This is a genomic window from uncultured Allobosea sp., from assembly GCF_945957345.1.
In the GTDB taxonomy this organism is placed as follows: Bacteria; Pseudomonadota; Alphaproteobacteria; order Rhizobiales; family Beijerinckiaceae; genus Allobosea.
The window spans coordinates 16,414-43,226 of the sequence record NZ_CAMFKW010000003.1; the positions used below are offsets into that span (position 1 = coordinate 16,414).

Below are 26,813 nucleotides of genomic sequence, written 5' to 3' on the forward strand. Positions count from 1 at the left end.
CCCTCGTGAAGCTGCTCCTAGTCGTTGCCTGTGCCCTGATCGATGCCGACAATCGCGTCCTCGTCACGCAACGGCCCGAAGGCAAGGCGCTCGTGGGCCTGTGGGAGTTTCCGGGAGGCAAGCTGGAGCCCGGCGAGCGGCCGGAGCCGGCACTGATCCGCGAGCTTTCCGAAGAACTCGGCATCACCGTGAAGGAAGATTGCCTCGCGCCCCTGACCTTCGCCAGCTACGCCTATCCCGAATTCCACCTGCTGATGCCGCTCTATATCTGCCGGCGCTGGGAAGGTATGGCGACGTCCCGCGAGGGCCAGGCGCTGAAATGGGTGCGTCCCGGCAGATTGCGCGATCTCGCCATGCCGCCCGCCGACGAGCCGCTGATCCCGCCGCTGATCGATCTGCTCGGCGCCTAAGCTCAAGCTCAGTGCACGGCTGGCAGACCGAGGACTTCCCAACGCTCTTGCGGGATCGGCTCGCCGACATGGAAGGCGAAGGCCGTCACACGTTTCAGATCGGCCGAGACGGTGCAGGCGAAGCGCAGGCCGTACCAGCGCCGCTGGCTGCGGAAAGCCGCGCCCTCCGCCGTCAGCACCCGTCCTGAAAGCCTCGTGCCTGACAGTGCATAGGCGGTGACCCGGTCCGGTTCGAAATCGCGCTGCCAGTCATGGATCTGGCCCATCGCCTCCAGGCCGCAGAGCTGTTCGACGCGCTCCTCCGGCGCGAGCCTGGGCAGCAGCGCAACGGTCTCGCGGCTGCGCGGATCGGCCAGCACCCGTTGCGACAGCATCCGCGGCGGATGGATCATGCCGTCGGCCTCGGCAGGCGTTGGCGGCGGCCTCGGAGCGGGCGGTTGCGGTGAAGGCGCAGGCTCATTCGATTTCGGAAGCAACTCGGGCAGCACCGGCGGCGCAGGAGCGGGAGTGGCAATGGCCGGCGGCGGCTGCGGCCGGGTCAGCGCCTCGAATTCCTCCTGCGTCTGCAGCTCGACCTCGACGCTCTGCTCGACGATCGGAGCGCTCTCGAAGCTCTGGATCGCGAAGGAGGCCAGCCAGGCCAGCAGCGCAGCGTGCAGGATTGCGGCGACCGGCAAACCGGGAGTGGGTCTCGCGAACCGGGCCGGAAGCGCGATCGCCATGGTTCAGGCCACGGCCCTGTCGCCGGCAGGCGCCGTCGATCGCACTGTCCTCGTCATCCGGCGTTGCCCCGCTCCGTCGCCGGGCAAAAGCGACGATCAAGCCGGCATTTTTGTGATCTCGGGCATAGGTTCCGCCGCGGCCTCGTCCAGCCCGAGCTGGAAACGCTCGAAACGCTGCAATTCCTCCTCGACCGCCGCCTTGAGCGCTGGCGCCTCGCAACCGTCGAGCCAGGTCCATTGCTGTATCAGCAGCTTGCCGGCGGCCCGGTCCGTCTTGAGGTCGAGCACCGCCACGACGCGCTCGCCGGCCAGCACCGGCAGGCCGAAATAGCCGTAGACGCGCTTCTCCTTTGGCAAATAGGCCTCGAAGACATGGGCGTAGTCGAGCAGGAGCTTCGCCCGCTTGCGCTGGATCATCAGAGGGTCGAAGGGCGAGAGGATATGGATCAGCGTCTCATCCGGCGCTGACAACGGCTCCAGCGCTGTCGGTCGAGCCCAATGCTGCGCCTTGCCGGCACCGTCCACGGCCACCGGCACCAGCTCCTTGCGCTTGACGCGGGCTGTGATCAGTTCGGCCACCGCCTTCTTCGAGGGCGCGTCGAGATGGCAGATGGAATCGAGGCTGACCAATCCCTGCGCCGTCAGTGCCCGGTCGAGCAGATAGGCTGTAATCTGCCGATCGCTCGCAGGCGTCGGCTTCTTCTCCCACTGGAAGTGCCGGTCGAACAGCTCATAAGTCTTGACCATGCCGGAGCGCGCCGCGATCGCCAGCTCGCCATCGTAGAAGGCGCGCTCCAGCAGGCCCTTGGACGGCTTCTTGCTGGCCCAGAGATGCGCCTTCTCGATCAGCTCTTCCTCGATATCGCGGATCGTCAGCGCGCCGTCCTTGCGGATGCGGCGTATGAGCTTGCGCGTCTCCTCGCGCGCGCCTACCGCCGGCCAGCGCTTCGGATCCTCGCGATGCGCTTTCATCGCCGGCAGGAAATAGCGGATGTCGCGGGTTGGGACATAGGCCAGCGCATGCGTCCAGTATTCGAAGACGCTCTTCCCGACCGATTGCAGATGGGCGAGATCGGCCCGGCGATAGGCGGGGATGCGGGCATAGAGTATGTGGTGGTGGCAGCGCTCGATCACGTTGATCGTGTCGATCTGCACATAGCCGAGATGCTCGACAGCGGCGCGCGCGGCTTCCGGCCCCGCGCCGAAAGGATCGCGCCGGTCGAGCCGCTGGGCCTGCAGCCAGAGCCGGCGGGCCTGTTCGACGGAAAGGGAGATCGGTTTGCGTGGGCGTGGAGGCATGAGGCGCAAGCTAGCGGGGCTTCATGCTAGCGGTAAGAGGCTGGAGGAACGGCCGCTGACAGGATCTGACGGGAGCCGCTTGCCTCCGCATCCGTTCAATCGTTCAGAACTCGCCGCTTACCCCCAGGCGTGCACCGCCGAAATTGTTGCCCGTCAGGCTGACGCCGGCATTGATCGCAACGGGGATAGCGACGTCAAGCCGATGCGCCACAGCGAAACCAGCCGCCCATTCGCCCTTGTACGTCGCAGTATTGCCGCTCCAGCTCGTCTTGCCGGGGCGTGACGGCATTGCCGCCGCGGTCATCGCCATTGCCGCCGCGACGCCCTGCCGGGCCTCGCGCCGCCCTTCCCGCGCATAGGCGGCGACCCCGTTGATGCGCTGATCGAGACCGGCGAGATCGACAGGGATGGCCGCGAGGTTGCCGGCCGCATCCGTCGTCACGACCTGCGTCGGCCCGGATTGCGCCGCGCGGCTCGCGGCCGTGCTCAGGCCGGGCAGCGTATAAGTGCTGGTCGCCGTGCCGATAGCCACCTGCCGGGCGCGCGTCGCGACCGCGCCGGCACCGATCGCAACGCTCTCCTCGCCGCTCGCCTGTGCCCGTGTGCCGATGGCCGTCGCGCGCAGACCGTCTGCCCGTGCGCCATAGCCGGCCGCCATCGCATCGCTGCCGGCAGCGGAGGCCAACGCGTAACCGCTCGTATTATTTCCCGCGATCACGCCGTTCTGCTGGTCGAGCGCGGTCAGCGCCGCACCGACGGTGGTGTAGATACCCCCTCGCAAGGCATAGTTGGGTCCAGTGAAGGTGCCGTTCGCATCGAAACTCGCCCCGCCCCCGAGCGCCGAAGCCGTATTATTCGCGACGGAACGCAGCTGGCGCAGGTTGACCGCGTCCGTATCCTGCGTGCCTCCGGCGACATTGGTGATCTGCCGCTCGTTTCCGGCCGAGCCGATCGAGAGTGCGCCTTGCGTCGAAGCCACGGCGACCCCGCTGAAAGCCTCAGCTCCACCGGCCAGACCGGTTCGCAGCGCAATCGATCCGGCGCCGAGCGCAATGCCTCCCTCCGCCGAAACCGAACTGTCGCGCCCCATCGCGACGCCATCGGCAGCAGTTACCGAACTGCGCAGGCCGATCGCGACCGCGCCCGTCGCTGCGCCCGATGTCGCGGCCCCGTTTCCGAAGGCGATAGCGTTAGGGTCCGCCGCGCTGGCCTTGGGGCTTGCCGTGCCGCCAAGTCCGCTGATCTCACCACCACCGATGGCGATCCCCCCGGGCGAAGCGACCGTGACGCTGTCCGCTTTGATTTTGCAGTTTCCCGGCGCGGTCACGAGGTTGCCGTTCTGATCGCGCACTGTCAGGCCGATATTTCGGCCGCTGAGAACATCACGTAGGTTGACATTTACATCTCCTACGATCCCGTTCAAAATCGGATCCAGAAGCCCGGACAGGAGGCCCGAGGCCGCGCCGGAGACCGGCTGGAGAACCGGAATATCGACACTCAATCCGGTGCAAAGATCAACAAGTCCAGCAGCTTGAGCGCTTGCCGCTCGCGGCGCCAACAAACCGGCAGCAAGTAAGAAGTACGGAAGCGGACGGCGTAGCATGTGCAGCCCTCCAGAGCGCCCCACTGCGGGGTCATCCGAGACACTGCAACGATAGGTTGTTGTGATTGAGATTTTATTAACGCTACAACCAATCCTTGACAAACACCATTAAGCTCCACCGATCCGAGCATATTTCTCTGGAGGGAGAGCGCTCCATCGACGCTTAGGGCGCGACGATCAGCGCCCAGTAGACTTGGTATTTCGAGCCCGGCGCATAGGCCGTGGCGATGCCCATCCGCTTGGCCTTCGCATCTTTCATGACGCGATCGTGCTGGGGCGAATCCCGCCAGCCGGAGAAGGCCTCGGCCAGACGGCGGTAGCCGGCGGAAAGATTGGCTTCGGCACCCGGCTGCCCTTCCCGGGCGAGACGCGCCTTGACCGCATCGGCCTGCGCCGGCTTGTCCGAGCCGGCCATGGCGGTGGCTTCGCGTTGAGCGGCTTCGACCAGCGCCGGATCGAGCACGAGCGGGCCGAGCCCGGCATTGAGCCGGTAGGCCGAGATCATCGCCCGCGCCTGCTCCGTGTCGACCTGCGCCGAAGCCGAGCCGAGATCGCGATAGAAGGCAGGCTGGGCCTGCCGTTGCGGCTCGGTGCAACCGGCGACACCAAGGAGCGCGAGAGCGCCGGCAAGCGCGGCCGGGCAGGTCATCGCGCGCGAAGCTGCGGCGCGGCGCAGAAAGCTGGGCATCCGATCATTCCTTGCTGTCATCCTTGGTGGGCTCGGGAGCCGGGGCGGGAGCGGGCTTCGCCGCCCCGGTCTCTTCCTCCTCGGGCTCCTCCGCCACGAGCGGCTTGTGCGCGCGGCGCGCGGGAGATGCTGCCGCAGGCTTCGGTACTTCCCGCTTCACGCGGCTGCCCGCGCCGTCGCGGCGCCCGACCGCCTCGGCGATGCTGCCGAGCGAATGCTCCACGCCCTCGAGCCCGCGCACCATCAGCTCCGGCACGGCGGCTGCCGGTTCCATCTCGGCGAGGCGCTTGTAGATCGCGAAATTCAGGTCGCTGTTGACGCGACCGGTGATCTCGACGTCGCCAACGACGCAGATCAGCTCGAAATCCATCGTCGTGGTGCCGAGCTTCTTGAACATTACCGCCGGCGGTGGCTTCTGCAGGACGTCGCCATGGTTCGAGGCGACCTCCGAGAGCATCGTCCGCACCTGGCCGGCATCGAGCGTGCGCGGCACGGTCAGTGCTATCAGCACGCGCCCCGTCCGGTCGTTGCGGACACGGTTGCGCACCACGCCGGAGATCAGGTTCGAATTCGGGACGATCACCGTCGCCCGGTCGAAGGTCGCGATCTCCGTCGAGCGGACATTGATGCGCTTGACGATGCCTTCGATGTCGCCGACCAGCACCTGGTCGCCGACGCGGATCGGCCGCTCCCAGAGCAGGATCAGGCCCGACACGAAATTCGACACCACCGATTGCAGGCCGAAACCGATACCGACCGAGAGCGCCGAGGCGACCAGCGTCAGGCGCTCCAGGCTCAAACCCACGGCCGTGACCGTGATCGCCGCCGCCGCGATATAGCCGATATAGCCGGCCGCGGTGGTGATCGAGTTGCGCAGGCCGGGGTCGAGCGCGGTCGTCGGCAGGAACTGATGCTCGAGCCAGCGCTGCATCGCCCGCGTCGCGCCGATGCCCATCGCAAAGACGGCCGCGCCGACGACGATGGTCGAGAGCGAGACCGTGACGCCGCCGACCTGGAAGCCGAAGAAGGCGGCGCGCAGCGAAACCAGGAAATCGTTCGATTCCAGGCCCCAGGGCGCCAGAACCAACAGCAATGTCACGGCGATCAGCAGCAGCTTCAGCACGCCGACGGCGATGACCGAGATCTTCTCCAGCGTTGCGGTCCGCAGGCCCATGCCGGCCTTCAGCGTGAGCGCAAAGCGCCCTTTGCCGCTGAGCAGCACCGGGACGCCCAGGTCGATGAACTGGAAGGCCAGCAGGAACAGGCAGGCGACGATGCCGATCCAGAGCGTCTGCTCGGCCAGGAAGGCGGCGAAGATGACATAGCCGCTGAGCGCCGAGGCGATAATGGCGAAGCCGATGATCCAGCCGAGGATGCGCACCGGCCCCAGGCTCGCGCCGTCTACCGGGACATAGGGGCCGAGACAGGCCTCCTGCTCGACCTCGTCATCGTCCCGGATCTGATAAAGCCCGGCGATCAGAGCGAGCGCGAACAGGATGGCGAAGAACGCCTTGACGATGATGGAGATGGCAAGGCCGGCGGCGATGGCCTGCAGCCAGGCCTCGAAGACCTTGCCGACGGACATGACGGCCGCGAGCGAGCTCGCGATCCAGACGACGCTGCGCGACGTCGTATCCATCACCTTGACGAGGCGCCGCTGCGGGCTCGACGGCGCGAACAGCGCATCGGCCAGCGCCTGCACGAAGGCGAAGAACGCGAGGCCCACGATGACCGCCCAGATCACCGGCTGAATGCGTGGCGGCAGCAGACCGGTCGTGTTCAGGGCCTTGTAGAGCAGCCAGCTCGCCAGCGCCGGGGGCGCGGCGCCGGCGACGATATGGGCAAGCGCGATATAGAGGCAGTGCAGGTTCCCGGTATCCTGCGTGTTGCTGAAGCGCGCCTTGAAGCGGGGCAGATAGCGCGCCCGCGCCCAGTAGAGCAGGATCGCGCCCATCAGGGCGAGCGCGACGATCGAGCCCCGCGTCCCCGAAAAGGCCTCGCTCACCCCCTCGAGCCAGCCGCCGAAGATGTAGCCGGAGGCACGCAGATCTTCCGGCGCCGTCGCGAGCGCATTCGTCCAGACTTCCGGATTCGCCACGGACGGACCGGCGGCAAACAATTCCTTGGCGAAGATCTCGCGGCGCTTGTCGCCGATGCTGCTCTGCAATTGCTCGGCCTGGAGCAGCGACGCCTTGGCGAGCTTCAGCGTCTCGTCGGCATCGGCGAAAGCCTTGGCCCGTGCCTCGCGGTCACGGACGATCTCGGCGCTTTCGGCCGGCGCGCTGGCTTCCGGCTTGGGGCCGAGCTGGTCGAGCCGGAGCTTCGCCTGGTCGACCTTAGGCGCCTGCTCGTCGATGATCAGGCGCAACTGGTCGAGCGAGGGCTGGAGGCGCAGGCGCTGCCGCTGCAATTCGGCGTCGCCGGGATTGGGCGAGGCTAGCGTCGTCTCGATCTGGGCGAGATCGGCGCGGACGCTGTCCAGCCGGGCACGAAGGCTGCCCGGCTCGGGCGCCGTCTGGGCAAACGACGAGCCAACCGTGATCAGCGCCATCACGGCGAGGATCAGGCAGGCTGCCAGGAAACCCCGCAGGCTCCGGAAAGACGATTGCGCCCTGCGCGCTGTCATGGGGATGCGGCCCTGTCCGTCCAGATGATTCGGCTCCGGCTCGACCCTCGGCACAGCCGTGCCTACAAGGCAAGATGAAGTGCGGATTTCAACCGGCACGGAAGGCTCCCGGGCTTGCAGATGGATCGGGGCGGGGAGGCAGGCCCCGCCGCCTCTTCACCGCAAAACACGACCTGAAGATGGCGAGCGCATCGCTCCGGGCCTCAGCCTCGCTCCTTGCCCTTCGCCTGGGCGCGATTGCGATAGCTCGCGTTGCCGAGGCCAGTGCCGATCGTCAGCACGGCCCAGTTCTCGACATCCTGCATGGCCGGCATTTCGCTCAAACCCTGGATCACGGCGTCATTGTGCATCACGACCTCGGTCTGGTGTTCGCCGATCTCCGGCACGAGGTCGCGGATGCTGTCGACAAGGTTGAAGCGGCTGCTTTCCCAGTTACCCGGCAGGTTCTGCGCGCCACGATCGATCGCCCCGTCGGGCTGGATCAGGCCGGGACAGCCGACACCGATGAAGGGCGCGACCCGCAAGCCCTCCTTCTCGGCGTTGCCGATCTGCTCGCGCAGCATCCGGCCTAGCCGCTCGATCGCCTCGTCGCGGCTCGGTTCCTCATCGGCATGGCGCCAGAGCTCCGATTTCCAGACCCGCGCCTTGCTGAGGTCCGGCGCCTTGTTCTGCCGGAGTTCGACGATGCCGGCGCGGATGTTCGAGCCGCCGATATCGACGGCGACGAGGCTGTCATAGGCCTCGAAGATCCATTTCGGCGCGAGATGGGCGCTGCCGACCAAACCCGCCTCGTCGGGATGATGGCTGATCGGCACGAGATCAAGGTCGCGCCCATCGGTTCGCAGGATGATGGCGGCACGCGCGATCGCAAGCTCGCCCACCCGGCTCTCACGAAAGCCGCCGCCCACGACGATCCGCTCGATCTCGGCCCAGCTCTTGAGCCGAGTGAAACGGCGGATGACGAAGGCGAGCGACTGCGCGAAGCCTTCGACGGCGCTGAGCACCAGCGCGGCCTCGGCCGCGTCGCCCTCCTTCAGCAGAGCATCGAGCTCCTTCTTGCTGATCTCGGCGGTCTTGCCCTTCAGCGGGTCGTCGCCATTGCGCTTGAGATGGCTGCGCAGCGCGTCGAGATGCTCGATAAAGGCGCCGCGGCTCGCCTTGTCGCCGACGAAGCCGTCATCGTCGCGGACCTCCAGATTGTAGCTGGTAACTGTGACGGAAGGCAGCTCGGCGGCGCCATGCGGCCCGGTCGCGGCCTTGCCGGAATTGCGCGAGGTCTCGGCGGTTGCCGTGGCCATCTGGTCCCTCTCGGTCGATGCGGATCAGCGGAGGCAACCCGCCGGAGCCTGCTGTGGTTCCCCGGCCAAGGCGATGCGCCGCATGCAGCGCGACCGGCTCACCACGGCGGTTGACCGGTGCCGCGATCACCGCTCCAACAGACATCGCGTCATATCGATGCGGCCTGGGGAACGAAACGTGTCGGATCTGATCTTGCGGATGATCGTTATCGGTATCGGCGCAACCGCGCTCACCGATATCTGGGCTCAGTTCCTGCGCCTTTTCGGCTTCCCCAAGCCCAACTGGGCTATGCCGGGCCGCTGGTTCGCCCATCTGCCGCGCGGCCGCATTTGGCATGACGACATCGCCAAATCCGAGCCCGTCGCCGGCGAGCTCGCGATCGGATGGATCTGCCATTATCTCGTCGGCATCGCCTTCGCCGCGATCGTGCTGGCGATTGCCGGGGCCGGCTGGGCCCGCAATCCGACCTTCCTGCCTGCGCTGATCGTCGGCTGGGCGACGATTGGCTGCGGCTGGTTCATCCTGCAGCCCGGCATGGGCATGGGCGTCGCCGCCGCCAAAAAGCTGAACGCGAACCAGATCCGGTTGCTGAACTTTGTCAGCCACACCCTCTTCGCCATCGGCCTTTACGGCACGGCCCTGCTGACGCGCTGAAGCGCGTCAGTCGAGAATGCGCGTCTCGTACTGGTAGAGCTCGCGAAAGCCGAGGCTGCCATAGAGGTTGATCGCGACCGCGTTGCTCTGCTCGACCTGCAGATAGGCGCTGTGGCAGCCCATCGCTGCGGCCCAGCCCATCAGGCCCCGCACGATCTTGCGGCCATAGCCATGGCCGCGATGATCGGGATGGACGCAGATCAGGCCGATCTCGGCCATGCCGCGCTCGGCGACGCTCATCCCGAAGGCGACCGCCTCGCCCTCGACCAACCAGGCCGCGAAGGCGGCGGGCAGCCGGACCTTCTCGATGATAGCCGCGAGATTGCCGGCATGGGTCTTGTTGCCGCTCTGGAGGGCGGCAACCCCGGCGGTCCATTCCTGGCTTGGCCGCGCCTCGATCTGTAACTCCGCCTCTTCGGAAGGTGCAAAGCCGGAAAGCGGCGCGATCTGGCCAAAGGACTTGTCCTTGACGCGATAGCCGCGCTCCAGCACTGCCGCGCGGGTCGCATCTGCCACCAGCGGTGTCAGCCGGATCGCGGGCACCAGCCCGTCGGCGCGATAAAGCTCCTCGATCAGGTCAAGCATCGTCGCGTCGAGCTCGGCTCCGAAACTGAGTGGCGTCGCCGAATTGCCTCGGCCCGAATAGCCGTTGGCGAAGCGCAGCACCCAGTCGCCGACGATCAGCGTCGACAGCGCCGGCCAGGCATTGATGATGCGCCGCTCGCAGCCGAGCACCAGTTCGCTATCGTCCGTCTTCGTCAGCATCCTATCCCCCTGAGGGCTTGCGCGGTGTCGGCCGCCAGCCCGGCGGCGCCATCTCGAAGCCCTTGAATTCGAAACCCGGCGCAACCGTGCAGCCGACCAGCGTCCAGGCGCCGAGCGAGGTCGCGCTCTGCCACCAACCGGCCGGCACCACGAATTGCGGGCGCTGGCCGGCTGCAAGCTCGGTGCCGAAATGATGCGCCGAAGCGTCGTGGCCGTTGGGCGAAACCGTGATCACCAGCGGCGCGCCGGCATAATGATGCCAGATCTCGGCGGCATCGACGCGGTGCCATTCCGAAGTCTCGCCGGTATCGAGCAGATAATAGATCGCGGTCGAGAACCCCCTGTCCTCCGATCCGGCTACATCGCGAAACGTCTCGCGGTAATGACCGCCCTCCGGATGGGGCTTGAGGTCGAGCAGACGGATGACCTCCGCCGCCGTCAGCCCGTCCAGCCGCATCGTCATCGTCAGAACCGGTTCTTGGCTTCGCGCAAGGCCGCGAAGACTGCGCCCGGCGCAGCGCCGGGTAGGCCCACCGCCTTCGCCAGCGCCGGCTCGGCCGCCCGGAAGAACGGATTGGTCGCCTTTTCCTCGGCGACTGTGGTCAACGCCCAGAAACGCCCCTCGGCCTTGGCCTCCTCCGCCTCGGCGAAGCGCGCCTTGAGCGCCTCGTTCGCGGAATCGACCGAACGCGCGAAGCGGGCATTGGAGAGCGTGTAGTCATGGCCTCCGAGCAGGCGGATATCGCCCGGCAGCGCCATCAGGCGCGAGAGCGAGGTCCACATCCGGTCCATCTGACCGGGCTGGACGCGCCCGCAGCCCATGACGAAGACGACGTCGCCGACCAGCGCGAGCTTGGCGCCCCGGCCAACGAAGCTGAGGTGTCCGTCGGAATGGCCTGGCGTATGCCAGATCTCGAAGCTCTCGCCGCCGAAGGTAACCGTGTCGCCCTCGCCGAGAACCCGATCGAGTGGCGCGCTGGTCCGCGCATCGGCCGGGCCGACGACATGGGCGCCGGTCGCCTGCTTCACCTCGGCCACGCCCTGCGTATGGTCGTGATGGGCATGGGTGATGAAGATGTCGCTGATCGTCCAGCCCTTTGCCTTTGCGGCGGCGAGGGTCTCACCGGCATCGGGCACGTCGATGGCGGCGCAGGCGCCGCTGGCGGGGTCGCGCAGCAACGCGCCGGCATTGTCGTTGAGCGTGCGGAAGACGTGAAGGTCGAGCGGCATGGCTTCCTCCGGCAGGGTCGGCCCACCGGAACGGCAGGCGGTCATAGGCTCCTGCATGGGCCATGCCCGGCCATCGATCAACCCGGTCCTGCCACAAGACAGCCCTTGCGTTCGGGCCTTGCGCGTTCCATTTCAGGCGCCATGCCTCTCGACGTCGTCGACCTGCGCGCCTTCTATGCGAGCCCGCTCGGCCATGTGGCCCGGCGCTTCATCGGCCGGGCGATGCTGCGTTTCTGGCCGGATTGCGCGCGCCAGCGCCTGCTCGGACTGGGCTATTCGACGCCTTATCTCTCGGTCCTCGGCATGCAGGCCGAGCGGACCATCGCCTTCATGCCGGCAGCCCAGGGCGTGGTGAACTGGCCTTCGCCTGGCCTCTCCGCTTCTGCCCTGGTCGAGCCGACGCTCCTGCCCTTGCCGACCGCTTCGATCGACCGGGTCGTGCTCGTCCATGCGCTGGAAGAGACGGAAAGCCCCGACGATCTGCTGGAAGAGGTCTCGCGCGTGCTCAATCCCGGCGGGCGAATGATTCTGGTCGTGCCCAACCGGCGCGGGCTCTGGGCCCGCATGGACGGCACGCCCTTCGGACAGGGCCGCCCCTTCAGCCGCCGCCAGCTTTCCGCCCTGATGCGCGGCGCCGAGTTCTCGCCCGAGCATTGGACCGAGGCGCTCTATGTCCCGCCCCTGCAAAGGCGGCTGCTGATGCGCTCGGCGCTGGCCTGGGAGCAGATCGGCGCAGGGCTCTCGCTGCCCTTCGCGGGCGTCCATATTATCGACGCCACCAAGCAGTTCTACCGGCGCGCGCCCTTGCGCGCGACGCGACGCAGTTTCGCGTTGAGACCCGTCCTGCTGCCGCAAGCCTCACCTACGCCGCGTGCGGCAAACCCGCCTGCGAAGCCACGAACGGGTTGACAATTTCGCCGGGGCGCGGCCAAGGTCCGCCGCTTTTCAAGCCCGGTTTCACTGTAAACCGCCGCTCCGCCCGCTTTCGGTGCGGAACCTGAACTGGATCACGATGCGTAGCTATCTGGATTTCGAGAAACCGGTCGCCGAGCTGGAGGCGAAGGCGGACGAGCTGCGGGCCCTCGAGGCTCGCGGCGACGGCATCTCCCTGTCCGAGGAGATCGGCAAGCTCGACGCCCGCGCCAGCCAGGCGCTGAAGGAGCTCTATGCCGCACTGACGCCCTGGCAGAAAACGCTTGTGGCCCGCCATCCGCAGCGCCCGCATTTCAAGGATTACTGCGCCGGGCTGATTACGGAATTCACCCCGCTCGCCGGCGACCGCGCCTTCGGCGAGGACGAGGCCATCGTTGGCGGCTTCGGCCGCTTCCGGGGCGAGCCCGTCTGCGTGATCGGCCAGGAGAAGGGCGATTCGACCGAGACCCGCATCCGGCACAATTTCGGCATGCCCAAGCCCGAAGGCTATCGCAAGGCCGTGCGCCTGACCGAGCTCGCCGATCGCTTCGGCCTGCCGGTGCTGAGCTTCGTCGACACCGCCGGCGCCTATCCCGGCATCGAGGCGGAGGAGCGCGGCCAGGCCGAAGCCATCGCCCGCTCGACCGAAGCCTGGCTCGGCCTGCGCAGCCCCAGCGTCGCGCTCGTCATCGGCGAGGGCGGCTCGGGCGGTGCGATCGCGATCGCCGCCGCCAGCCGCGTGCTGATGATGGAACATGCGATCTATTCGGTGATCTCGCCGGAAGGCGCGGCCTCGATCCTCTGGCGTGACACCGCTCGCGCCCAGGATGCCGCGACCGGCATGAAGATCACCGCGCAGGACCTGCTGAAATTCGGCATCATCGACCGGATCGTGCAAGAGCCGACCGGCGGCGCCCATCGCGACGGACACGCCGCGATCAACCGCGCAGGCGATGCCATTTCCGCCGCGCTGGGCGATCTTGCCGGGCTCAGCGCCGACGACATCGTCAACAAGCGCGCCGACAAGTTCCTCGCGATCGGCCGCAATCTCTGAGCAATCCGGGACTGCGAGACATCTCGCAACCGCGAAAGCAAGGGTCCTTTACCCCGCGTTGACCATGTGGCCAGACTCGGGGAGCCTATGGTAAGGAACCCTCAAGGCTAACGCATCTACAACGAGTCGACGGGCACAATTTGGCCGTCTTGCGAAGTCACAGGTCGCGCCCCGGCCTGCCGTTCGATGGGATTGACGACGTGGCAATCAAGCAACTCGCGCTCGTGGCTTTTGTTGCATTGACGCTGGCTGCCTGCGAGGAAGACCGTTATCGCGGCGCCTCCCGCCACAATATCCCGATTCCGAGCGCGACCTATGCCCTCATGTCCGAGAAGGGCATGAACAAGGACCAGCCGATCATCATCCGCTCCTACAAGAAGGAGTCGGAGCTAGAAGTCTGGAAGCGCAAGGCCGACGGGCAATACGCTCTGCTGAAGACGTTCCCGATGTGCCGCTGGTCGGGCCAGCTCGGCCCGAAGGTCCGCGAGGGCGATCGCATGGCGCCGGAAGGTTTCTATGCCATCACGCCCCAGCAGATGAACCCGAATTCGTCCTATTATGTCTCGTTCAACATGGGCTATCCCAACGCCTATGATCGCTCCTATGGCCGCACCGGCGCGCATCTGATGGTGCACGGCGCCTGCTCCTCGGCCGGCTGCTATTCGATGACGGACGACCAGATCGGCGAGATCTACGCCCTAGTGCGCGAGGCGCAGAATGCCGGCCAGCGCGCCGTGCAGATGCAGGCCTATCCTTTCCGGATGACCGCGCAGAACCTCGCCAAGCACCGCCTCGACCCGAACATCGCTTTCTGGAAGAACCTCAAGGAAGGCTCCGACTATTTCGAGGTCATGAAGGACGAGCCGTCCGTGTCCGTCGCCGGCGGCCGCTATGTCTTCAATGGCGGCCAGGCCCCGGCCGCCGTCGCCGAAAAGCGCCGCGAGGACGATGTCCAGGTCGCCGCTCTCGTCGCCAAGGGCACGCCCGCCATCAGGCTGATCTATGACGACGGCGACCAGCACGCATCGTTCAAGCGCGCGCTCGCTTCCAACGGCGCCGATGCCTTGAACCGCTCTGCCTCCTGGGCCTCGCGCGATGTCGGCATCAGCCGCGAGGACGCGCTCGCTTCCGGCCCGCGCGTCGTGGTGCTCGACAATGCCGGCAAGGCCAAGGCCACCATCCGCGCGGCTTCCGCCGACAACGACGCCATCCTCGCCGCCGTCGCTGCCGCACCGGCCGAAGAGCCCGTGGCGCCCGAGGCCAAGCCCGCCGTGGCACCGCGCCCGGCGGTGGCGCCTGCCGCGACGCAGCTCGCCAAGGTGGCCCCAGGCAATGCCCAGCAGGCGCCGGTGCTGGCCAGCGCCTCCTCGACCCCGGTCGTCCCGGCCGCTCCCGCGGCCCCTGCCGAGGACAAGCCGTTCCTGCAGCGCGCGCTCAGCTTCATGCCGGTCTTCGGTGGCACGGCCGACCAGGGCATGACCACCGCTTCGGCTCCGGTCGCATCGGTCGTTCCGGCCTCGCCGACGACCACCAGCGCCCCGCTGCCGCCGCGGCGCGCCAGCGGTCTCAAAACCTCCAGCCTCGACCAGTCAACCGCAGCCTATGCCAGCCAACCGGCACAGCGCTGAGGCGTTCGGAACGCGCCGCGCGAGCGTGATATAATTGTCACCAAACCGCAGATAATTCGGATTGCCGTTTTTGCAGGCGCGAAGGCCCTCGTTTCGGGGGCCTTTGCTTTTCGGCTGTGCGCCCCGCCCAAAACCTCGCCTTGTCGGAAAACCAGCCCCGCCCGCCTGATGGATCGACAGCGCGATCCACGCGCGGCGAGGGGTTCCGCAGATGTCCGATCTCTTACGTTCCTCGATTCTCGGCCTGGCCCTGGCGGCCGGCATCGGCGGCGCCCAAGCCTCCGACCTACCGAGCAAGAAGAGCGCACCGACCGTTCCGGTCGTCCCGGCGATCACCTGGTTCGACATCGCCGTCAACGTGAAGGCCCAGACCGACTACAATTTCCGCGGGATATCGCAGACCGACCGCAAGCCGGGCATCGGCGGCGGCGCCGAACTGCAGATCTACAACAACCTGTTCTATCTCGGCGTCTACGGTTCCAGTGTCGATCTCGCCACGCGCCCTCCTGCTGAAATCGACTTCTACGGCGGCATCCGGCCGAAGTTCGGCGACCTCGCCTTCGATCTCGGCGTGATGCAGTACTATTACCCGCGCGAGAAGCAGCTGATCGACGCCACCGGCGTGTTCTGGACGCCGAAGAACACCGATTACACCGAGGTCTACGGCAAGGTCTCCTACACCTTCGCGGAGAGCCTGACGCTCGGCGCCAATGTCTTCTACGCCTGGGACTGGCTCGGCACCGGCGCCAGCGGCACCTATGCCTCTGTGACCGCCAAGTACAGCCTGCCCTTCCTGGAAGGCCTCTCGGTCTCCGGCGAGTTCGGCCATTACTGGCTCGGCACCACCAATCTCGCGATCTGGTCGACGGTGCCGCCCACCAACCTGCCGGATTACAACTACTGGAATGCCGGCGTGTCCTACACCTGGAAGAACGTCACGGCGGATGTTCGCTATCACGACACCGATCTGTCGAAGAACAAATGCTTCGCGCTGACGGCCGATCCGCGTGGCATCGCCACAGGCAGCGGCCAGTCCAAGTGGTGTGGCGCTGCGGTGGTCGCCACGCTCTCTTTCGACATCACGGCCAGCAGCCTTGGCATCTTCGCGCCGAAGTGAGGCTTTCGCCTTCCACAAGCGGAAAAGGCCGCCCTCGGGCGGCCTTTTCTTTTGAGATTACGCCGATCGTCAAACGATCTCGGAAACCAGCTTGGCGATCAGACTGTTGGAGAGGATGACCGGCAACCCGGCTTCAGCCGCCTCGCGGCGATGCCGCTCGACGAAACCCATGCAGTCCATCAGCAGGAACTGCGAGCCCCGTCCGGCAAGATCGCGGGCGGCATCCGCGACCGACGTCCCGCCTCCGCCATAGGGCGAGGCGGCCATATAAAGCGGTGCGCGGCCGAGTGGCGCCCATTTCCCGGCCTCCGACGAGATCTGCTCGGCCAGCGGTACGATGATGCCGAGTTGAGCGCCCTGCACCAGCGCCGCCACGGTTGGCGGCAGAATACGGTCCGGTTCGATCAATCGGGCCTTCTCCGTCCGCAGCCTGGCGAAATGCCCGGTGCAGAGCATCAGGATCGTCGAGCAGCCCTCGCCCTCCAGCATCGCGAGCTTGGCTTGTGCGGCCGCCTCGGTGCGGGCCCGGTCGATGACGACCGCGCTGCCGTCGAGGAGCTTGGTGATCAGCACCGGCTTGCCGGGCTCGGTTGCGAAATCGCGCTCGATCTCGGTGCGGCTCAGGCCGTCGAGCACGCCGGCATGGCGCCGCGCCAGACGCGCATCCAGCACGTCGTCGAGGATCGGCGTGATGTCGGCGCGTGGCGCCTGGCCGATGGTCAGCGTGCCCAGCTTGCTCATGGCGATGCCTCCTCGGTCGTAAAAGGCCTCGGGGGATCACCCCGAGGCCTAGCTCGTTCAGTGCTTCCAGAAGTTCTTCGAGACGGAGTCGAAGAAGGAGAAGATCGCGTCGCCAGCAATGACGCCGGCCGCGAAGACCTCCATGTCGCCCTCGCCGCTCGCGCCGCGCAGCTTCTCCCAGATGATCCGGCAGACGATACCGGCCAGCACCGCCCAGCCTGCCATCGGGAAGGCGATGAGCAGGCCGGTGGCGAAGAGCACGCCGATCTGCCGCTTCGGCCCGCCGATGAACTGCAGGATCGCGCCGGGGATCGCCCAATAGAAGAGCTGCCAGGCGACACCATCAGCCACCCCGGCCTTGATCGTCGCGGCATAGACCTTGTTCACGGGGGCGACGAGGTTCTGGTCGAAATAGGACTGGTAGGAGAACAGTACCACCGCGCCAGCGATGATGAAGGCGAACATCGCGGCGAAGAGCTGCTGGCGGCGGCCGTCGCGCTCGAAAGCGGGGTCGGCGCCATGGCCGCGCAGCAGGTAGCCGGCCTTCAGGTCATAGCCCATATCGGCGAAGGCAGGGCCGGTCGCGGCCGAGAAGCCGACCAGCAGCGCCAGCGCCGGCATCGGGAAGCCGATGAGCATGCCGATGATCAGCGTGATCAGCGCCACTGCGAAGGCCGGGAACCAGCCGGAATGCATCGCGGCAAGGCCGACGATCAGCTCATGCACATAGGCCGCGAAGGCGGCGTAGAGCACGAACAGGATGAGCATGCCCATCGACATGTCGCTCATCAGCCCGCCGATCAGCGCGAGGAAGACCGCGATGATGAGATAGCCGACGGTGCCGAACCCGAGAGCGCGCCGCACCTCCGCATCGCTGGTGCCGCCGCTTTCGGCGTGCTGCTTCACCTCGCCGCGCCGGAACAGCAGAGCTGCGACCTGCAGCAGCGCTACGATGCCCGCGCCGATCATGAAGCCGTGCGGGATATAGGCGGCCATCAGGTCGCCTTTCGGGATGATGTGCTCGAAGGTGGGGCCGCTGAAGATCTGGCCGGAATAACCACGCAGCAGCAGGCCGACGCCGAACATGGTCAGCGCCCAGATATTGCCGATGAAAGCCACGCCGAAGGCCGACATCGGTATGCCGGTGACGGCGGTCGAGCCGGCGAAGCCGATCCAGGCCAGTGGAATCTTGATGAAGGATGCGACGACACCGGTGCCGAAGCCGATGCCCATCAGCACCGCCTTGCGGCCGCCCTCGTCGCCGGCCTTGATCGCCTCGGCGGCTGCGACGCCCGGAGGCCAGGCACCCGTCGCAGGGAAGACGCGGGAATCGAACATCCGGTAGAGCAGATAGGCATCGAGCAGCATCGCGAAGAAGGCGCCGGCCAGCATCGGCAAGACCAGATCCGGCCGGCCGAGCAGCCAGGGAATACCGACCGGCAGGAGCAGGCTGTTGGCGGCGCCGAAGGTCGAGGCCGAGATCGCGCTCTGGGCCAGGTTCTGCACATGGATCGAGCGGTAGCGGGTGAAAATCGCGAGCGGCACGCGCGCCAGCGCCATGGCGGCGAGCGCGCCGATCAGCGAGGTGTTGGCGGTGATGCCGAGCGACACCAGGAGCTGCATGCCGATGATCGCGCCGAAGACGCAGAGCACGGCGATGAGCAGCAGCGTCGCCGGCTCGAACAGGCTGGGGTGCTTCTGAGGCACCCCCTCAGTTGGATTGGTCATGCCTCAGTCCCCTCATTAGCCCCTGTCGGGCGTTTGCGTTGTTACCTTTGCCTCTCAGGCAACCAGGATGCCGGCCTTGGCCTCGCCGACGTCCTGCGTGGCATGCGCTCCCTGCACGCCGTAATCGCGCTTGGCCGCATCGGGAGAGACCAGCCCGAGCGCAATGTCGCGGGCGATCGCGTCCCGCGAACGCTCGGAGGCCGGGCCGTAGCCGGCGCCGCCTGCGAGCACGAGCTCGACGATCTCATGCGGCTGCCGCACCTGCACCAGTTCGCCGGTGCCGACGTCCTTCAGGACATGGCCTTGCTCGTCGATCACCCGGCCGGACGCCCCGCCGCCGGCCTTGCCGCCGAACAGACCCGGGATCGGGTTGTTGACCCCTTCCGGATAAAGCGAGACCAGCGTCGGCAGGCCGTCATCGGAGAGCTTGCGCAAGCGCACGCGCTGGCCGAGACCGCCGCGATGCTGGCCGGCGCCACCGGAGTCGGTCAGGTAGGTCTTCTCGACCACCAGCACCGGCACGCGCGATTCGAAGGTCTCGATCGAGGTGTTCGCCGCCGAGGTCGGGTAGAGCAGGCCCGACTTGCCGTCGCCCTGGGCCGAGCCGCCCTGGCCGCCGCCGCAGAAGAGCATGTCGGAATAGGTGTCTCCGGCCGCATCGCGGCCATAGACGCTCGCCGCCACCGGCAGGCCGGTGAAGGCCTGGACCTGCTTCGGCGCCGCCTTGGACAGCGCGCGGAAGATGTTCGGCGCCAGATACCAGCCGGTGCGGGTGCGCAGGTTCACCGCCAGCGGCTTGTCGCAGTTCAGGATCGAGCCCTTCGGGGCCTCGACCGTGAAGGCGCGGTAGCAGCCGGCATTGCCGCGGACATTCGGCGTCAGCATGCATTTCAGCGGATAAGTCGCATGCGCCATCGTGTAGTTGAGCGTGCAGTTGAGACCGCCCTGCGGCAGCTGCGGCGGCGCGCCGGCAAAGTCGAGATGGATCGTGTCGTCCTTCACCGTCAGCGCCAGCGGATAGTGCATCGGCGTGCCCAGCGGGTTGTTCGAGGCGGTGCCGTGATAGATGCCGTCCGGAATGGCGCGGATGGCGTCGCGCATCGCCTTCTCGGAGCGGCTCTGCACGACATGGGCGAGCGCCCTGAGGTCCTGCATGCCGTAATCGGTGAGGAAGGACTGCAGACGTTCCGCGCCGATGGCGTTCGCCGCGACAAAGGAGTGCAGGTCGCCGAGCACCTGCTCGGAGTTGCGCACGTTCTCAGCCAGCAGGCGCACCAGCGTTTCGTTGATCCGGCCTGCTTCGTAGAGCTTCATCGGCGGGATCTGGAAGCCTTCCTCGTAGATCTCGCGGGCCCGGAGCGAATCCTTGGTGCCGCCGATATCCGAGACATGGCCGACCGTGCCCATCAGGCCGACGACGCGGTTGCCGAGGAAGACCGGCGTCACCACCGCGATGTCGAAGAGATGGCCCGCGCAGAGCCAGGGATCGTTGGTGATCAGCACGTCGCCGGGCTTCAGCGTCTCGGCCGGATAGCGCTCCAGCAACGCCTTGACCGCGCGCGGCAGCGTCAGGTTGAACACCGGCATGGCGCGGGGCGAATGCGCCAGCGTCTCGCCTTCGGGGTCGAGCAGCTCGCAGGCGAAGTCCTGCGCTTCCGAGATCACCAGCGAGAAGGCGGTGCGGCAGACGGTGAGCCACATCTCCTCGACGACGTTGATCATCCGGCTCCACATGATCTCCAGCGAGATCGGATCGGCCTCGATCCGGCGCGCGGCCTCGGCCAGCGGCATGTCGGCGGTGATCGTCGTCTCGGCCGCATTGGGCTGGGCGACATGGACGATGAGGTTCAGGACGTCGTCGATGCTGACGCTGTCGCCGGGCGGCACGATCGTGGTCGATTCGCGCTCCTCGATGATGGCCGGCCCCTTGACGGTATCGCCCGAGCGCAGGGCGTAGCGGTCATAGACCGAAGCCTCGCTCCAGCCGCCCTCGAACCAGGCCTTGCGAGTGCCCTTGACCTTGTTGGTGGCATCGCCGCCGCCGGCCGCGCCGGAGAGCGAGAGCGTCGGCACCGGGCCGGCGCAGCGGACACGGAAGTTGATCGCCTCCAGCCGGGCGCCCTCATAGACCGAGGTGTAGCGGGCGGAATAAGCCTTGCTGAACGCCGCGCGGATGGCGTCGAGGCTCGACGCGTCGATAGTGCCACCCGGCAGTGGCACCGAGATGTCGTGCATCTGGCCGACGAGGCGCATGTCGGCCGTGCGCTCGACCGTGACGTCGCCGGGCTTCACGCCGGCCTCGGTCAGGTGCTTGCGGCCCTCGACCTCGAGATCGCGCAGCACGGCATTGACGGAAGCCGCGTCGAAGCCTTCCGAGAACTCGACCGGCAGCGAGCGCACCATGTCGAAGGAAAGCGGCGCGGCGAGGAAGCCGAGCGCGGAGGCCGCACCGGAGGCCGGCGGGATGATGACCTGCTTGACGCCGAGCACGCGGGCTACGTCGACGGCATGGGCCGGGCCGGCACCGCCGAAACCGACCATGGCGTAATGGCGCGGATCCTTGCCCTTCTCGACGAGATGGACGCGTGCAGCGGCGCCCATGCTCTCGACCACGACCTTGTGGATGCCCCAGGCCGCTTCCTCGATCGAGAGGCCGAGCGGCGCGGCCACCGTCGAGACGGCCTTGCGCGCCGCCTCAAGGTCGAGCGCCATGCGCCCGCCCAGGAAGAACGAGGGATCGTAATAGCCGAGCACGAGATTGGCGTCGGTCACGGTCGGCTTCACGCCGCCCATGCCGTAGCAGGCCGGGCCAGGATCGGATCCGGCGGAATGCGGGCCGACCTTGAGCAGGCCAACCTCGTCGATCGCGGCGATCGAGCCGCCACCGGCGCCGATCTCGATCATGTCGATGACTGGGGCCTTGATCGGCAGGCCCGAGCCCTTGGCGAAGCGGTTGACGCGGCCGGCTTCGAGCATCGGCGCGATCTCGGCGCGGCCGTCCTCGATCATGCAGGCCTTGGCGGTGGTGCCGCCCATGTCGAAGGAGATCACATCCTTATGGCCGGCGAGCTCGCCGAACAGGGCCGTGGCGAGGCCGCCGCCGGCCGGGCCACTTTCGAGCAGGCGGATCGGGAAGGTGCGCGCCGTCTCGGGCGAGACCAGGCCACCGGCCGAATGCATCAGGCGGAGCGCGCCGGTAAAGGCGCGGGCCGCCAGCTCGCGCTCCAGGCGCTGGAGGTAGCGGCGCATCAGCGGCTGGACATAGGCATTGGCCGCCGTGGTGACGAAGCGCTGGTATTCCCAGATCTCGGCGACGACCTCACTCGACAGCGAGACGGTCAGCTCCGGACAGGTCTCGCGGACAATGCGGGCCGCCTCCTGCTCATGCGCCGGGTTGCGATAGCTGTTGAGGAAGCAGACCGCGATCGCCTCGCAGCCGGCGGCTTCCAGCTCGCGGGCGGCCTTTCGCACGGCATCCGCATCGAGCGCGGTGACGACCTGGCCGTCGCGATCGATACGCTCGGCCACTTCGAGACGGTGTTCCCGCGAGACCAGCGGATCGGGGAAGGTCAGGAATAGGTCGTAGATGTCGTAGCGCTGCTCCGTCCCCATTTCGAGGATATCGCGAAAACCCTTGGTGGTGATCAGGCCGAGCTTGGAGCCCTTGCGCTCGATCACCGCATTGGTGACCAGCGTCGTGCCATGGACGATATCGCCGACATCCGCCAGCGTGATCCCGGCCATCTCGGTGAGTTCGCCCAGGCCGATCAGCGCCGCTTCCGACGGGTCATGCGGGGTGGTCAGGCGCTTGTGCAGCCGGACCGAACGCTCCTGCGAATCGTACAGGATGAAGTCGGTGAAGGTGCCGCCGATGTCGAAGCCGATACGCCAACGATTGCTCATGAAGCGGTCTCCGCGATTGCGAGATTGAGGGGGTGGAAGCGCTTGTCCTTGGTGAGGTTCGCGATCTCCGCCGCGCCCTCCCCAAGGGATCGAATGATGGACAGGCGTTCGGCCGGCTCGACGGTGGCGGCCGGGAAGGACAGGCAGAGCGCGACCTCGTCCCCAGTCGTGGGATCGCCAACCGCGACCGAGAGCGCGCGGACGCCGCGCACCGCCTCGTCGCGAGATTCGGCGAAACCCTCGTCGCGGACGCGAGCGAGACGGCCGAGCAGTTCGTCGATATCGTGCGGCGCGGTTTCGGAAGGCGAGGTGAAGCCCGCCGGATAGAGCGCGCGGACCTCGTCGTCGGGCAGGCGGGCGAGCAGCGCGCGGCCGGTGCTGGAGGCGAAGGCGGGGATACGGTCGCCGATCGAGGTGACGACGCGCAAAGCATGGCGGCCGGGATGAGCTGTGACGGCGACGATCTCGGTGCCGCGCCGGACGCTGACATAGCCGGTATGCCCGATCCGGTCCGAAATGCCGCCGACGACGGCATCGGCGCGATCGATCAGAGAAGCGGCAAAACGGTAGAGATGGCCCACCTGGTTGAGCAGCAACGAGGGCCGATAGCGCTTGCTCTCGCCGACGGTCTCCAGCAGCCCCTCGTCGCGCATCGCCCTGAGCAGGCGCGAGGCATTGCTCTTCGGCATGCCGAGCAGCGTGACCAGATCCGTCACCGTCACGTCGTGGCGCGTGCTGGAAAAGCAGCGCAGCACATCCACGGCCAACGACAGGATCGACATCGCGACTTATCCTTAAAGTTCCATTTTTTGGAACTTGAGTTGCAATAAAAGGAAAAATACGCGAGTTAAGGAAGATGTCAATCCTGTGACCGCGATTCCTCTTCCGTAAGGGGACCCCCCTCGCCTCGACGCCGGTCCGGCTTGGCTGTATCCCGGCCTTCTTGCCGCTTCGGGCCTGCCCGCCATCATGGAGACCGCCGCATGAGCGACAGCCTGATTTATCTCTCGCGCGCCGATGTCCGGGCGCTGGCGATCTCGCCTGACGAGGCGCGCGAAGCCGTGCTGCGGGGTTTTCGCGATCACGCCGCTGGCCTGAACCGGAGCATCCCGAAGACTGCGCTCATGTTGGGCGCGGGCCACGGCTTCCAGGCGATGACGGCAGCGTCTTCCGCTCAGCAGATCGCCACGGTGAAATGGGTGGCGATGGCGCCGGTCGCCGCGGGCTCGTCATTGCCCGCCGTCAGTGCGCTCATCTGCGTCAACGACTATGCGACCGGGATGCCGCGCGCGATCCTCGACGGCGACGAGATCACCCTGATCCGCACTGCGGCGATCACCGCCGCTGCCGCTTCGCGCCTCGCGCCGCCTGCGCCTATGACCATCGGCTTCGTCGGCTGCGGTCTGCAGGCCCATGCCCATCTCTCCGCCTTCCGCGCGCTCTATCCCGGCCTGACGACGGCGCTGGCCATGAGCCGCAGCCGCGCCTCGGCCGAGCGCCTTGCGGAAGCCGCACGCGCGGCGGGCCTCGCGGCGCAGGTACTCGACGATGCCGACGCCCTGCTCGCCGAAAGCGACATTGTCATTTCGATGGTGCCGGGCGGTCCCGGCATGGCGCCCTTCCTCGACGCACGCCGCCTGAAGCCCGTCGCCTTCGCCGCGGCGGTCGATACAGGCCGGAGCTGGCTGCCGGAGACATTGCCCGCCTTTAACGTCCTTGCCACCGACAGCCTGGAACAGTCGCGCGCGCCCTATGACGCCGCCGGCAACCCGGTCACGACCGTCAGCTTCGGCCATGATATGGCGGAGCTCGCGGGCGCCACGCACCCGACGGCACCCGCCGGCCGCTCTTTCTTCGGTTTCCGCGGCGTCGCGCTCGCCGATCTCGTGCTCGCCCATCTCGCCGTCGAGAAGGCCCGCGCGCAGGGGCTCGGCACCACCTTGCCGCGCTGATCAGCTTCGCTTCACCGGATCACACCATGCCCCAGCGCCTCCGCGATTTCGGCCTCACCTGCGGCATCATGCAGCCCGGCCCGCTCAACGCGATCACCGACGTGCCTGGCGTCAAGCTCGGTCATTTCACCCTGAACGAAGGCGACCTCCGGACCGGCTTCACGGCGCTGCTGCCGCATGACGGCAACCTCTTCCGCCGCAAGGTCCGAGCCGCGGTCGACGTCATCAACGGCTTTGGCAAGAGCGCTGGGCTGATGCAGCTCGCCGAGCTCGGCCAGATCGAGACGCCACTGCTGCTCGGCAACACGCTCGCCGTCGGCACCGGCTTCGATGCGCTGGTGACGCGCGCGCTCGCAGCCAATCCCGACATCGGCCGCGAGACCGGCACGGTCAATCCGATCGTGCTCGAATGCAACGACGGCTATCTCTCCGATATTCGGGCCCGCGCGCTGACTCAGGAACACGCCTTCGCCGCGCTCAACGCCGCGGCTTCGGGCCCCGTAGCAGAAGGCGCGGTTGGCGCCGGCACCGGCATGAGCGCCTTCGGCTTCAAGGGCGGCATCGGCACAGCCTCACGACGCTTCAACCTCGACGGCGCCGAACACACGCTCGGCGTGCTGGCGCTCGCCAATTTCGGCAATGCCGGCGATCTCGTCCTGCCCGATGGCCGGCGTCCAGTTCCACCGGAGACGAAACCGCAGGCCGAACGTGGCTCGGTCATCCTGGTCATCGCGACCGACGTGCCGCTGGAGTCGCGGCAATTGCAGCGCATCGCGCGGCGTGGCGGCGCCGGCCTCGCCCGGCTCGGCGCCTTCTGGGGCAATGGCAGCGGCGATATCGCCGTCGCCTTCACCACGGCCGATCCGATCGACCACGACCAGCCGAATGACCTCGTGCCGCTGCGCGCCCTCAACGAGAACCGTATCGACACGCTCTTCCGCGCCGCCGCCGAGGCGACGCAGGAAGCCGTGCTCAACGCGATGGTCGCCGCGCCCGCCACGACCGGGCGGGACGGGCACTACCGCCTGTCATTGGGGAATTGGCTGCAGGCGAACGCGGACTGAAAAAAGGAAACACGCCGTCATGCTCGCCTTGTGGCGAGCATCCACGCCTTGAACACCGCTTGTTACGAGGAAAGACGTGGATGGTCGGGACGAGCCCGACCATGACGGAGAGGCCTGCCGGTTTGAGACGATCCTCAGGCCCACTCACCCTTCCGGAACACCGGCACGCGGCGGCCGTCCTCATGGACACCGTCGATATCGACCTCGCCGGAGCCGATCATCCAGTCGATATGGATCAGGCTCTTGTTGCCGCCCTGCGCCGCGATCTGCTCCGGCGTCAGGTTCGCGCCGTCGACGAAGCATTTCGAATAGCACTGCCCGAGCGCGATATGGCAGGACGCGTTCTCGTCGAAGAGCGTGTTGTAGAACAGGATGCCGCTCTTCGAGATCGGCGAGGAATGCGGCACCAGCGCGACTTCGCCGAGCCGGCGCGCGCCCTCGTCGGTATCGAGAACCTTGTTCAGCACCGCCTCGCCCCGCGAGGCCTTGGCCTCGACGATCCGCCCGCCCTCGAAGCGAACCTGGATCTCGTCGATCAGCGAGCCCTGATAGGACAGCGGCTTGGTGCTGGAGACATGGCCCTCGACCCGGCGCGCATGCGGCGTGGTGAAGACCTCCTCGGTCGGGATGTTGGGATTGCAGACGATGCCGTTCTTGGCCGGCGAGGCGCCGCCCTGCCAGTCATGGCCGTCGGCCAAGCCCACGGTCAGATCAGTCCCCGGCCCGGTGAAATGCAGCGAGGCGAAGCGCTGGCCGTTCAGCCAGTCGCGTCGCGCCCGCAGCGCCGCATTGTGCGCAGCCCAGGCAGCGACCGGATCGGCCTGATTGATGCGCGAGGCTGAGAAGATCGCCTCTGCCAGCTTGCCGACCGCCACGTCCTCGGCATCATCTGGGAACACCTGTTTCGCCCAGGCCGCGCTGGGATAGGCGAGAATGTTCCAGTTGATGTCGAAGCCGGCGATCTTCTCCAGCGCCGGTTGATACGCCAGCGAATTGGCCTTGCTGGCGCGGCCGACCTTGGCCGGGTCCTCGTTCGCCAACAGCATCGGATTGTCGCCGACGATCGCGAGCCGCGCGGTATTGGCGGAGAATGCCTCGGCGACGCCCTTGTAGAGCCAGGCCGGCGCCTTGTCGAAGCTGGCATCCGGCGCATAGCGATAGCGCGCGAGCGTTACCTCCTCGTCCGCCAACATCGGCGTGACGATGCCGGCCCCGGCCTTGTAGGCATGCTCGGCGATGCGCCTGACCAACGGCAGCGCCACGACCGGCGCGGTCAGGAACAAATCCTGCCCCGGCTGGAGATTGAGGCCGACGCGGATGGCGACCTCGGCCAGCTTGTCGAGCTTGGCGGCGTCGATGGCTTGCGGAGGCTGATGAACTGTCATGGCACTGGACCTGTCGGATTCGGGATTGCCGCC

At 67.1% G+C, this 26,813-nt stretch carries 22 protein-coding genes; 8 read left to right on the forward strand and 14 right to left on the reverse strand.

The genetic code is table 11. From position 1 onward, the window contains the following. Positions 1–5 precede the first annotated feature (5 nt). On the forward strand, positions 6–410 hold the full coding sequence (locus Q0Q36_RS01925) for a (deoxy)nucleoside triphosphate pyrophosphohydrolase (RefSeq protein WP_293795146.1): 405 nt from the start codon (positions 6–8) through the stop codon (positions 408–410). An 8-nt stretch (positions 411–418) separates the two neighbouring features. On the opposite strand, the gene Q0Q36_RS01930 is transcribed toward Q0Q36_RS01925, so the two are convergent. From Q0Q36_RS01930 to Q0Q36_RS01955, 6 genes are all read right to left on the reverse strand, one after another. Beyond that, the gene (locus Q0Q36_RS01930) at positions 419–1,132 is read right to left on the reverse strand and encodes a DUF930 domain-containing protein (protein ID WP_293795148.1); all 714 of its coding nucleotides are present in this window, start codon (positions 1,130–1,132) and stop codon (positions 419–421) included. A gap of 96 nt (positions 1,133–1,228) precedes the next feature. Beyond that, positions 1,229–2,431 (reverse strand): crosslink repair DNA glycosylase YcaQ family protein, encoded by a 1,203-nt coding sequence (locus tag Q0Q36_RS01935; protein WP_293795149.1) that lies wholly within the window; start codon positions 2,429–2,431, stop codon positions 1,229–1,231. Positions 2,432–2,534: 103 nt separating this feature from the next. Next, the gene (locus tag Q0Q36_RS01940; RefSeq protein WP_293795150.1) at positions 2,535–4,034 is read right to left on the reverse strand and encodes a hypothetical protein; all 1,500 of its coding nucleotides are present in this window, start codon (positions 4,032–4,034) and stop codon (positions 2,535–2,537) included. 163 nt (positions 4,035–4,197) lie between these two features. Further along, positions 4,198–4,722, reverse strand: coding sequence for a CAP domain-containing protein (locus Q0Q36_RS01945; protein ID WP_293795151.1), 525 nt, complete (start codon positions 4,720–4,722; stop codon positions 4,198–4,200). Between the two features lie 4 nt (positions 4,723–4,726). After that, positions 4,727–7,348 carry a DUF3772 domain-containing protein gene (locus Q0Q36_RS01950; protein WP_293795153.1) on the reverse strand — a complete coding sequence of 874 codons (2,622 nt, stop codon included), beginning with the start codon at positions 7,346–7,348 and terminating at the stop codon, positions 4,727–4,729. Positions 7,349–7,551: 203 nt separating this feature from the next. Further along, entirely contained in the window at positions 7,552–8,646 is a 1,095-nt protein-coding gene (locus Q0Q36_RS01955) for an ROK family protein (RefSeq protein ID WP_293795155.1), read from the reverse strand. Positions 8,647–8,824: 178 nt separating this feature from the next. Here Q0Q36_RS01955 and Q0Q36_RS01960 point away from each other — a divergent pair, with 178 nt between their 5' ends. Continuing rightward, positions 8,825–9,301, forward strand: a complete 477-nt coding sequence (locus Q0Q36_RS01960) for a DUF2938 domain-containing protein (protein ID WP_293795157.1) — start codon at positions 8,825–8,827, stop codon at positions 9,299–9,301. Positions 9,302–9,307: 6 nt separating this feature from the next. Here Q0Q36_RS01960 and Q0Q36_RS01965 read toward each other — a convergent pair whose 3' ends face one another. The 3 genes from Q0Q36_RS01965 to gloB are packed head-to-tail and all read right to left on the reverse strand — an operon-like array spanning position 9,308 to position 11,296. Continuing rightward, positions 9,308–10,066, reverse strand: a complete 759-nt coding sequence (locus Q0Q36_RS01965; RefSeq protein WP_293795159.1) for a GNAT family N-acetyltransferase — start codon at positions 10,064–10,066, stop codon at positions 9,308–9,310. A gap of 1 nt (position 10,067) precedes the next feature. Further along, the gene (locus Q0Q36_RS01970; RefSeq protein WP_293795161.1) at positions 10,068–10,529 is read right to left on the reverse strand and encodes a cupin domain-containing protein; all 462 of its coding nucleotides are present in this window, start codon (positions 10,527–10,529) and stop codon (positions 10,068–10,070) included. Between the two features lie 2 nt (positions 10,530–10,531). After that, a complete protein-coding gene (gloB, locus tag Q0Q36_RS01975) occupies positions 10,532–11,296 on the reverse strand; it encodes a hydroxyacylglutathione hydrolase (protein WP_293795310.1) in 765 nt (254 codons plus the stop codon). A 141-nt stretch (positions 11,297–11,437) separates the two neighbouring features. Between gloB and Q0Q36_RS01980 the strand changes: the two genes are divergently transcribed. From Q0Q36_RS01980 to Q0Q36_RS01995, 4 genes are all read left to right on the forward strand, one after another. Beyond that, on the forward strand, positions 11,438–12,205 hold the full coding sequence (locus Q0Q36_RS01980; protein ID WP_293795163.1) for a class I SAM-dependent methyltransferase: 768 nt from the start codon (positions 11,438–11,440) through the stop codon (positions 12,203–12,205). A 103-nt stretch (positions 12,206–12,308) separates the two neighbouring features. Next, the gene (locus Q0Q36_RS01985) at positions 12,309–13,262 is read left to right on the forward strand and encodes an acetyl-CoA carboxylase carboxyltransferase subunit alpha (protein ID WP_293795164.1); all 954 of its coding nucleotides are present in this window, start codon (positions 12,309–12,311) and stop codon (positions 13,260–13,262) included. Between the two features lie 200 nt (positions 13,263–13,462). Further along, positions 13,463–14,890 (forward strand): murein L,D-transpeptidase family protein, encoded by a 1,428-nt coding sequence (locus tag Q0Q36_RS01990; protein WP_293795166.1) that lies wholly within the window; start codon positions 13,463–13,465, stop codon positions 14,888–14,890. 211 nt (positions 14,891–15,101) lie between these two features. After that, a complete protein-coding gene (locus Q0Q36_RS01995; RefSeq protein ID WP_293795167.1) occupies positions 15,102–16,007 on the forward strand; it encodes a TorF family putative porin in 906 nt (301 codons plus the stop codon). Positions 16,008–16,076: 69 nt separating this feature from the next. On the opposite strand, the gene Q0Q36_RS02000 is transcribed toward Q0Q36_RS01995, so the two are convergent. The 4 genes from Q0Q36_RS02000 to Q0Q36_RS02015 are packed head-to-tail and all read right to left on the reverse strand — an operon-like array spanning position 16,077 to position 23,161. Continuing rightward, positions 16,077–16,748, reverse strand: a complete 672-nt coding sequence (locus tag Q0Q36_RS02000; protein WP_293795168.1) for an AroM family protein — start codon at positions 16,746–16,748, stop codon at positions 16,077–16,079. Positions 16,749–16,805: 57 nt separating this feature from the next. Further along, positions 16,806–18,476, reverse strand: a complete 1,671-nt coding sequence (locus Q0Q36_RS02005; protein ID WP_293795169.1) for an OPT/YSL family transporter — start codon at positions 18,474–18,476, stop codon at positions 16,806–16,808. A gap of 54 nt (positions 18,477–18,530) precedes the next feature. Next, positions 18,531–22,379: a hydantoinase B/oxoprolinase family protein gene (locus Q0Q36_RS02010; protein ID WP_293795170.1), complete on the reverse strand. Its 3,849-nt coding sequence runs from the start codon at positions 22,377–22,379 to the stop codon at positions 18,531–18,533. Further along, on the reverse strand, positions 22,376–23,161 hold the full coding sequence (locus tag Q0Q36_RS02015; protein ID WP_293795171.1) for an IclR family transcriptional regulator: 786 nt from the start codon (positions 23,159–23,161) through the stop codon (positions 22,376–22,378). Before Q0Q36_RS02015 ends, Q0Q36_RS02010 begins: the two co-directional genes overlap by 4 nt. A 201-nt stretch (positions 23,162–23,362) precedes the next feature. Between Q0Q36_RS02015 and Q0Q36_RS02020 the strand changes: the two genes are divergently transcribed. Together Q0Q36_RS02020 and Q0Q36_RS02025 are read left to right on the forward strand one after the other, a co-directional pair. After that, the gene (locus tag Q0Q36_RS02020; protein WP_293795172.1) at positions 23,363–24,331 is read left to right on the forward strand and encodes a hypothetical protein; all 969 of its coding nucleotides are present in this window, start codon (positions 23,363–23,365) and stop codon (positions 24,329–24,331) included. A 26-nt stretch (positions 24,332–24,357) separates the two neighbouring features. Continuing rightward, positions 24,358–25,395 (forward strand): P1 family peptidase, encoded by a 1,038-nt coding sequence (locus Q0Q36_RS02025; protein WP_293795173.1) that lies wholly within the window; start codon positions 24,358–24,360, stop codon positions 25,393–25,395. A gap of 134 nt (positions 25,396–25,529) precedes the next feature. On the opposite strand, the gene Q0Q36_RS02030 is transcribed toward Q0Q36_RS02025, so the two are convergent. Next, positions 25,530–26,780, reverse strand: a complete 1,251-nt coding sequence (locus Q0Q36_RS02030; protein ID WP_293795174.1) for an aminopeptidase — start codon at positions 26,778–26,780, stop codon at positions 25,530–25,532. Positions 26,781–26,813: the final 33 nt, after the last annotated feature.

What these genes read in the sequence shown, in the direction of transcription:
- Q0Q36_RS02010 (WP_293795170.1), bottom strand. Translation starts at nt 22,379, where the DNA reads ATGAGCAATCGTTGGCGTATCGGCTTCGACATCGGCGGCACCTTCACC.
- Q0Q36_RS02015 (WP_293795171.1), bottom strand. Translation starts at nt 23,161, where the DNA reads ATGTCGATCCTGTCGTTGGCCGTGGATGTGCTGCGCTGCTTTTCCAGC.
- Q0Q36_RS02000 (WP_293795168.1), bottom strand. Translation starts at nt 16,748, where the DNA reads ATGAGCAAGCTGGGCACGCTGACCATCGGCCAGGCGCCACGCGCCGAC.
- Q0Q36_RS01935 (WP_293795149.1), bottom strand. Translation starts at nt 2,431, where the DNA reads ATGCCTCCACGCCCACGCAAACCGATCTCCCTTTCCGTCGAACAGGCC.
- Q0Q36_RS02030 (WP_293795174.1), bottom strand. Translation starts at nt 26,780, where the DNA reads ATGACAGTTCATCAGCCTCCGCAAGCCATCGACGCCGCCAAGCTCGAC.
- Q0Q36_RS01970 (WP_293795161.1), bottom strand. Translation starts at nt 10,529, where the DNA reads ATGACGATGCGGCTGGACGGGCTGACGGCGGCGGAGGTCATCCGTCTG.
- gloB (WP_293795310.1), bottom strand. Translation starts at nt 11,296, where the DNA reads ATGCCGCTCGACCTTCACGTCTTCCGCACGCTCAACGACAATGCCGGC.
- Q0Q36_RS01940 (WP_293795150.1), bottom strand. Translation starts at nt 4,034, where the DNA reads ATGCTACGCCGTCCGCTTCCGTACTTCTTACTTGCTGCCGGTTTGTTG.
- Q0Q36_RS01995 (WP_293795167.1), top strand. Translation starts at nt 15,102, where the DNA reads ATGTCCGATCTCTTACGTTCCTCGATTCTCGGCCTGGCCCTGGCGGCC.
- Q0Q36_RS02020 (WP_293795172.1), top strand. Translation starts at nt 23,363, where the DNA reads ATGAGCGACAGCCTGATTTATCTCTCGCGCGCCGATGTCCGGGCGCTG.
- Q0Q36_RS01965 (WP_293795159.1), bottom strand. Translation starts at nt 10,066, where the DNA reads ATGCTGACGAAGACGGACGATAGCGAACTGGTGCTCGGCTGCGAGCGG.
- Q0Q36_RS02005 (WP_293795169.1), bottom strand. Translation starts at nt 18,476, where the DNA reads ATGACCAATCCAACTGAGGGGGTGCCTCAGAAGCACCCCAGCCTGTTC.
- Q0Q36_RS01945 (WP_293795151.1), bottom strand. Translation starts at nt 4,722, where the DNA reads ATGCCCAGCTTTCTGCGCCGCGCCGCAGCTTCGCGCGCGATGACCTGC.
- Q0Q36_RS01955 (WP_293795155.1), bottom strand. Translation starts at nt 8,646, where the DNA reads ATGGCCACGGCAACCGCCGAGACCTCGCGCAATTCCGGCAAGGCCGCG.
- Q0Q36_RS02025 (WP_293795173.1), top strand. Translation starts at nt 24,358, where the DNA reads ATGCCCCAGCGCCTCCGCGATTTCGGCCTCACCTGCGGCATCATGCAG.
- Q0Q36_RS01930 (WP_293795148.1), bottom strand. Translation starts at nt 1,132, where the DNA reads ATGGCGATCGCGCTTCCGGCCCGGTTCGCGAGACCCACTCCCGGTTTG.
- Q0Q36_RS01980 (WP_293795163.1), top strand. Translation starts at nt 11,438, where the DNA reads ATGCCTCTCGACGTCGTCGACCTGCGCGCCTTCTATGCGAGCCCGCTC.
- Q0Q36_RS01950 (WP_293795153.1), bottom strand. Translation starts at nt 7,348, where the DNA reads ATGACAGCGCGCAGGGCGCAATCGTCTTTCCGGAGCCTGCGGGGTTTC.
- Q0Q36_RS01985 (WP_293795164.1), top strand. Translation starts at nt 12,309, where the DNA reads ATGCGTAGCTATCTGGATTTCGAGAAACCGGTCGCCGAGCTGGAGGCG.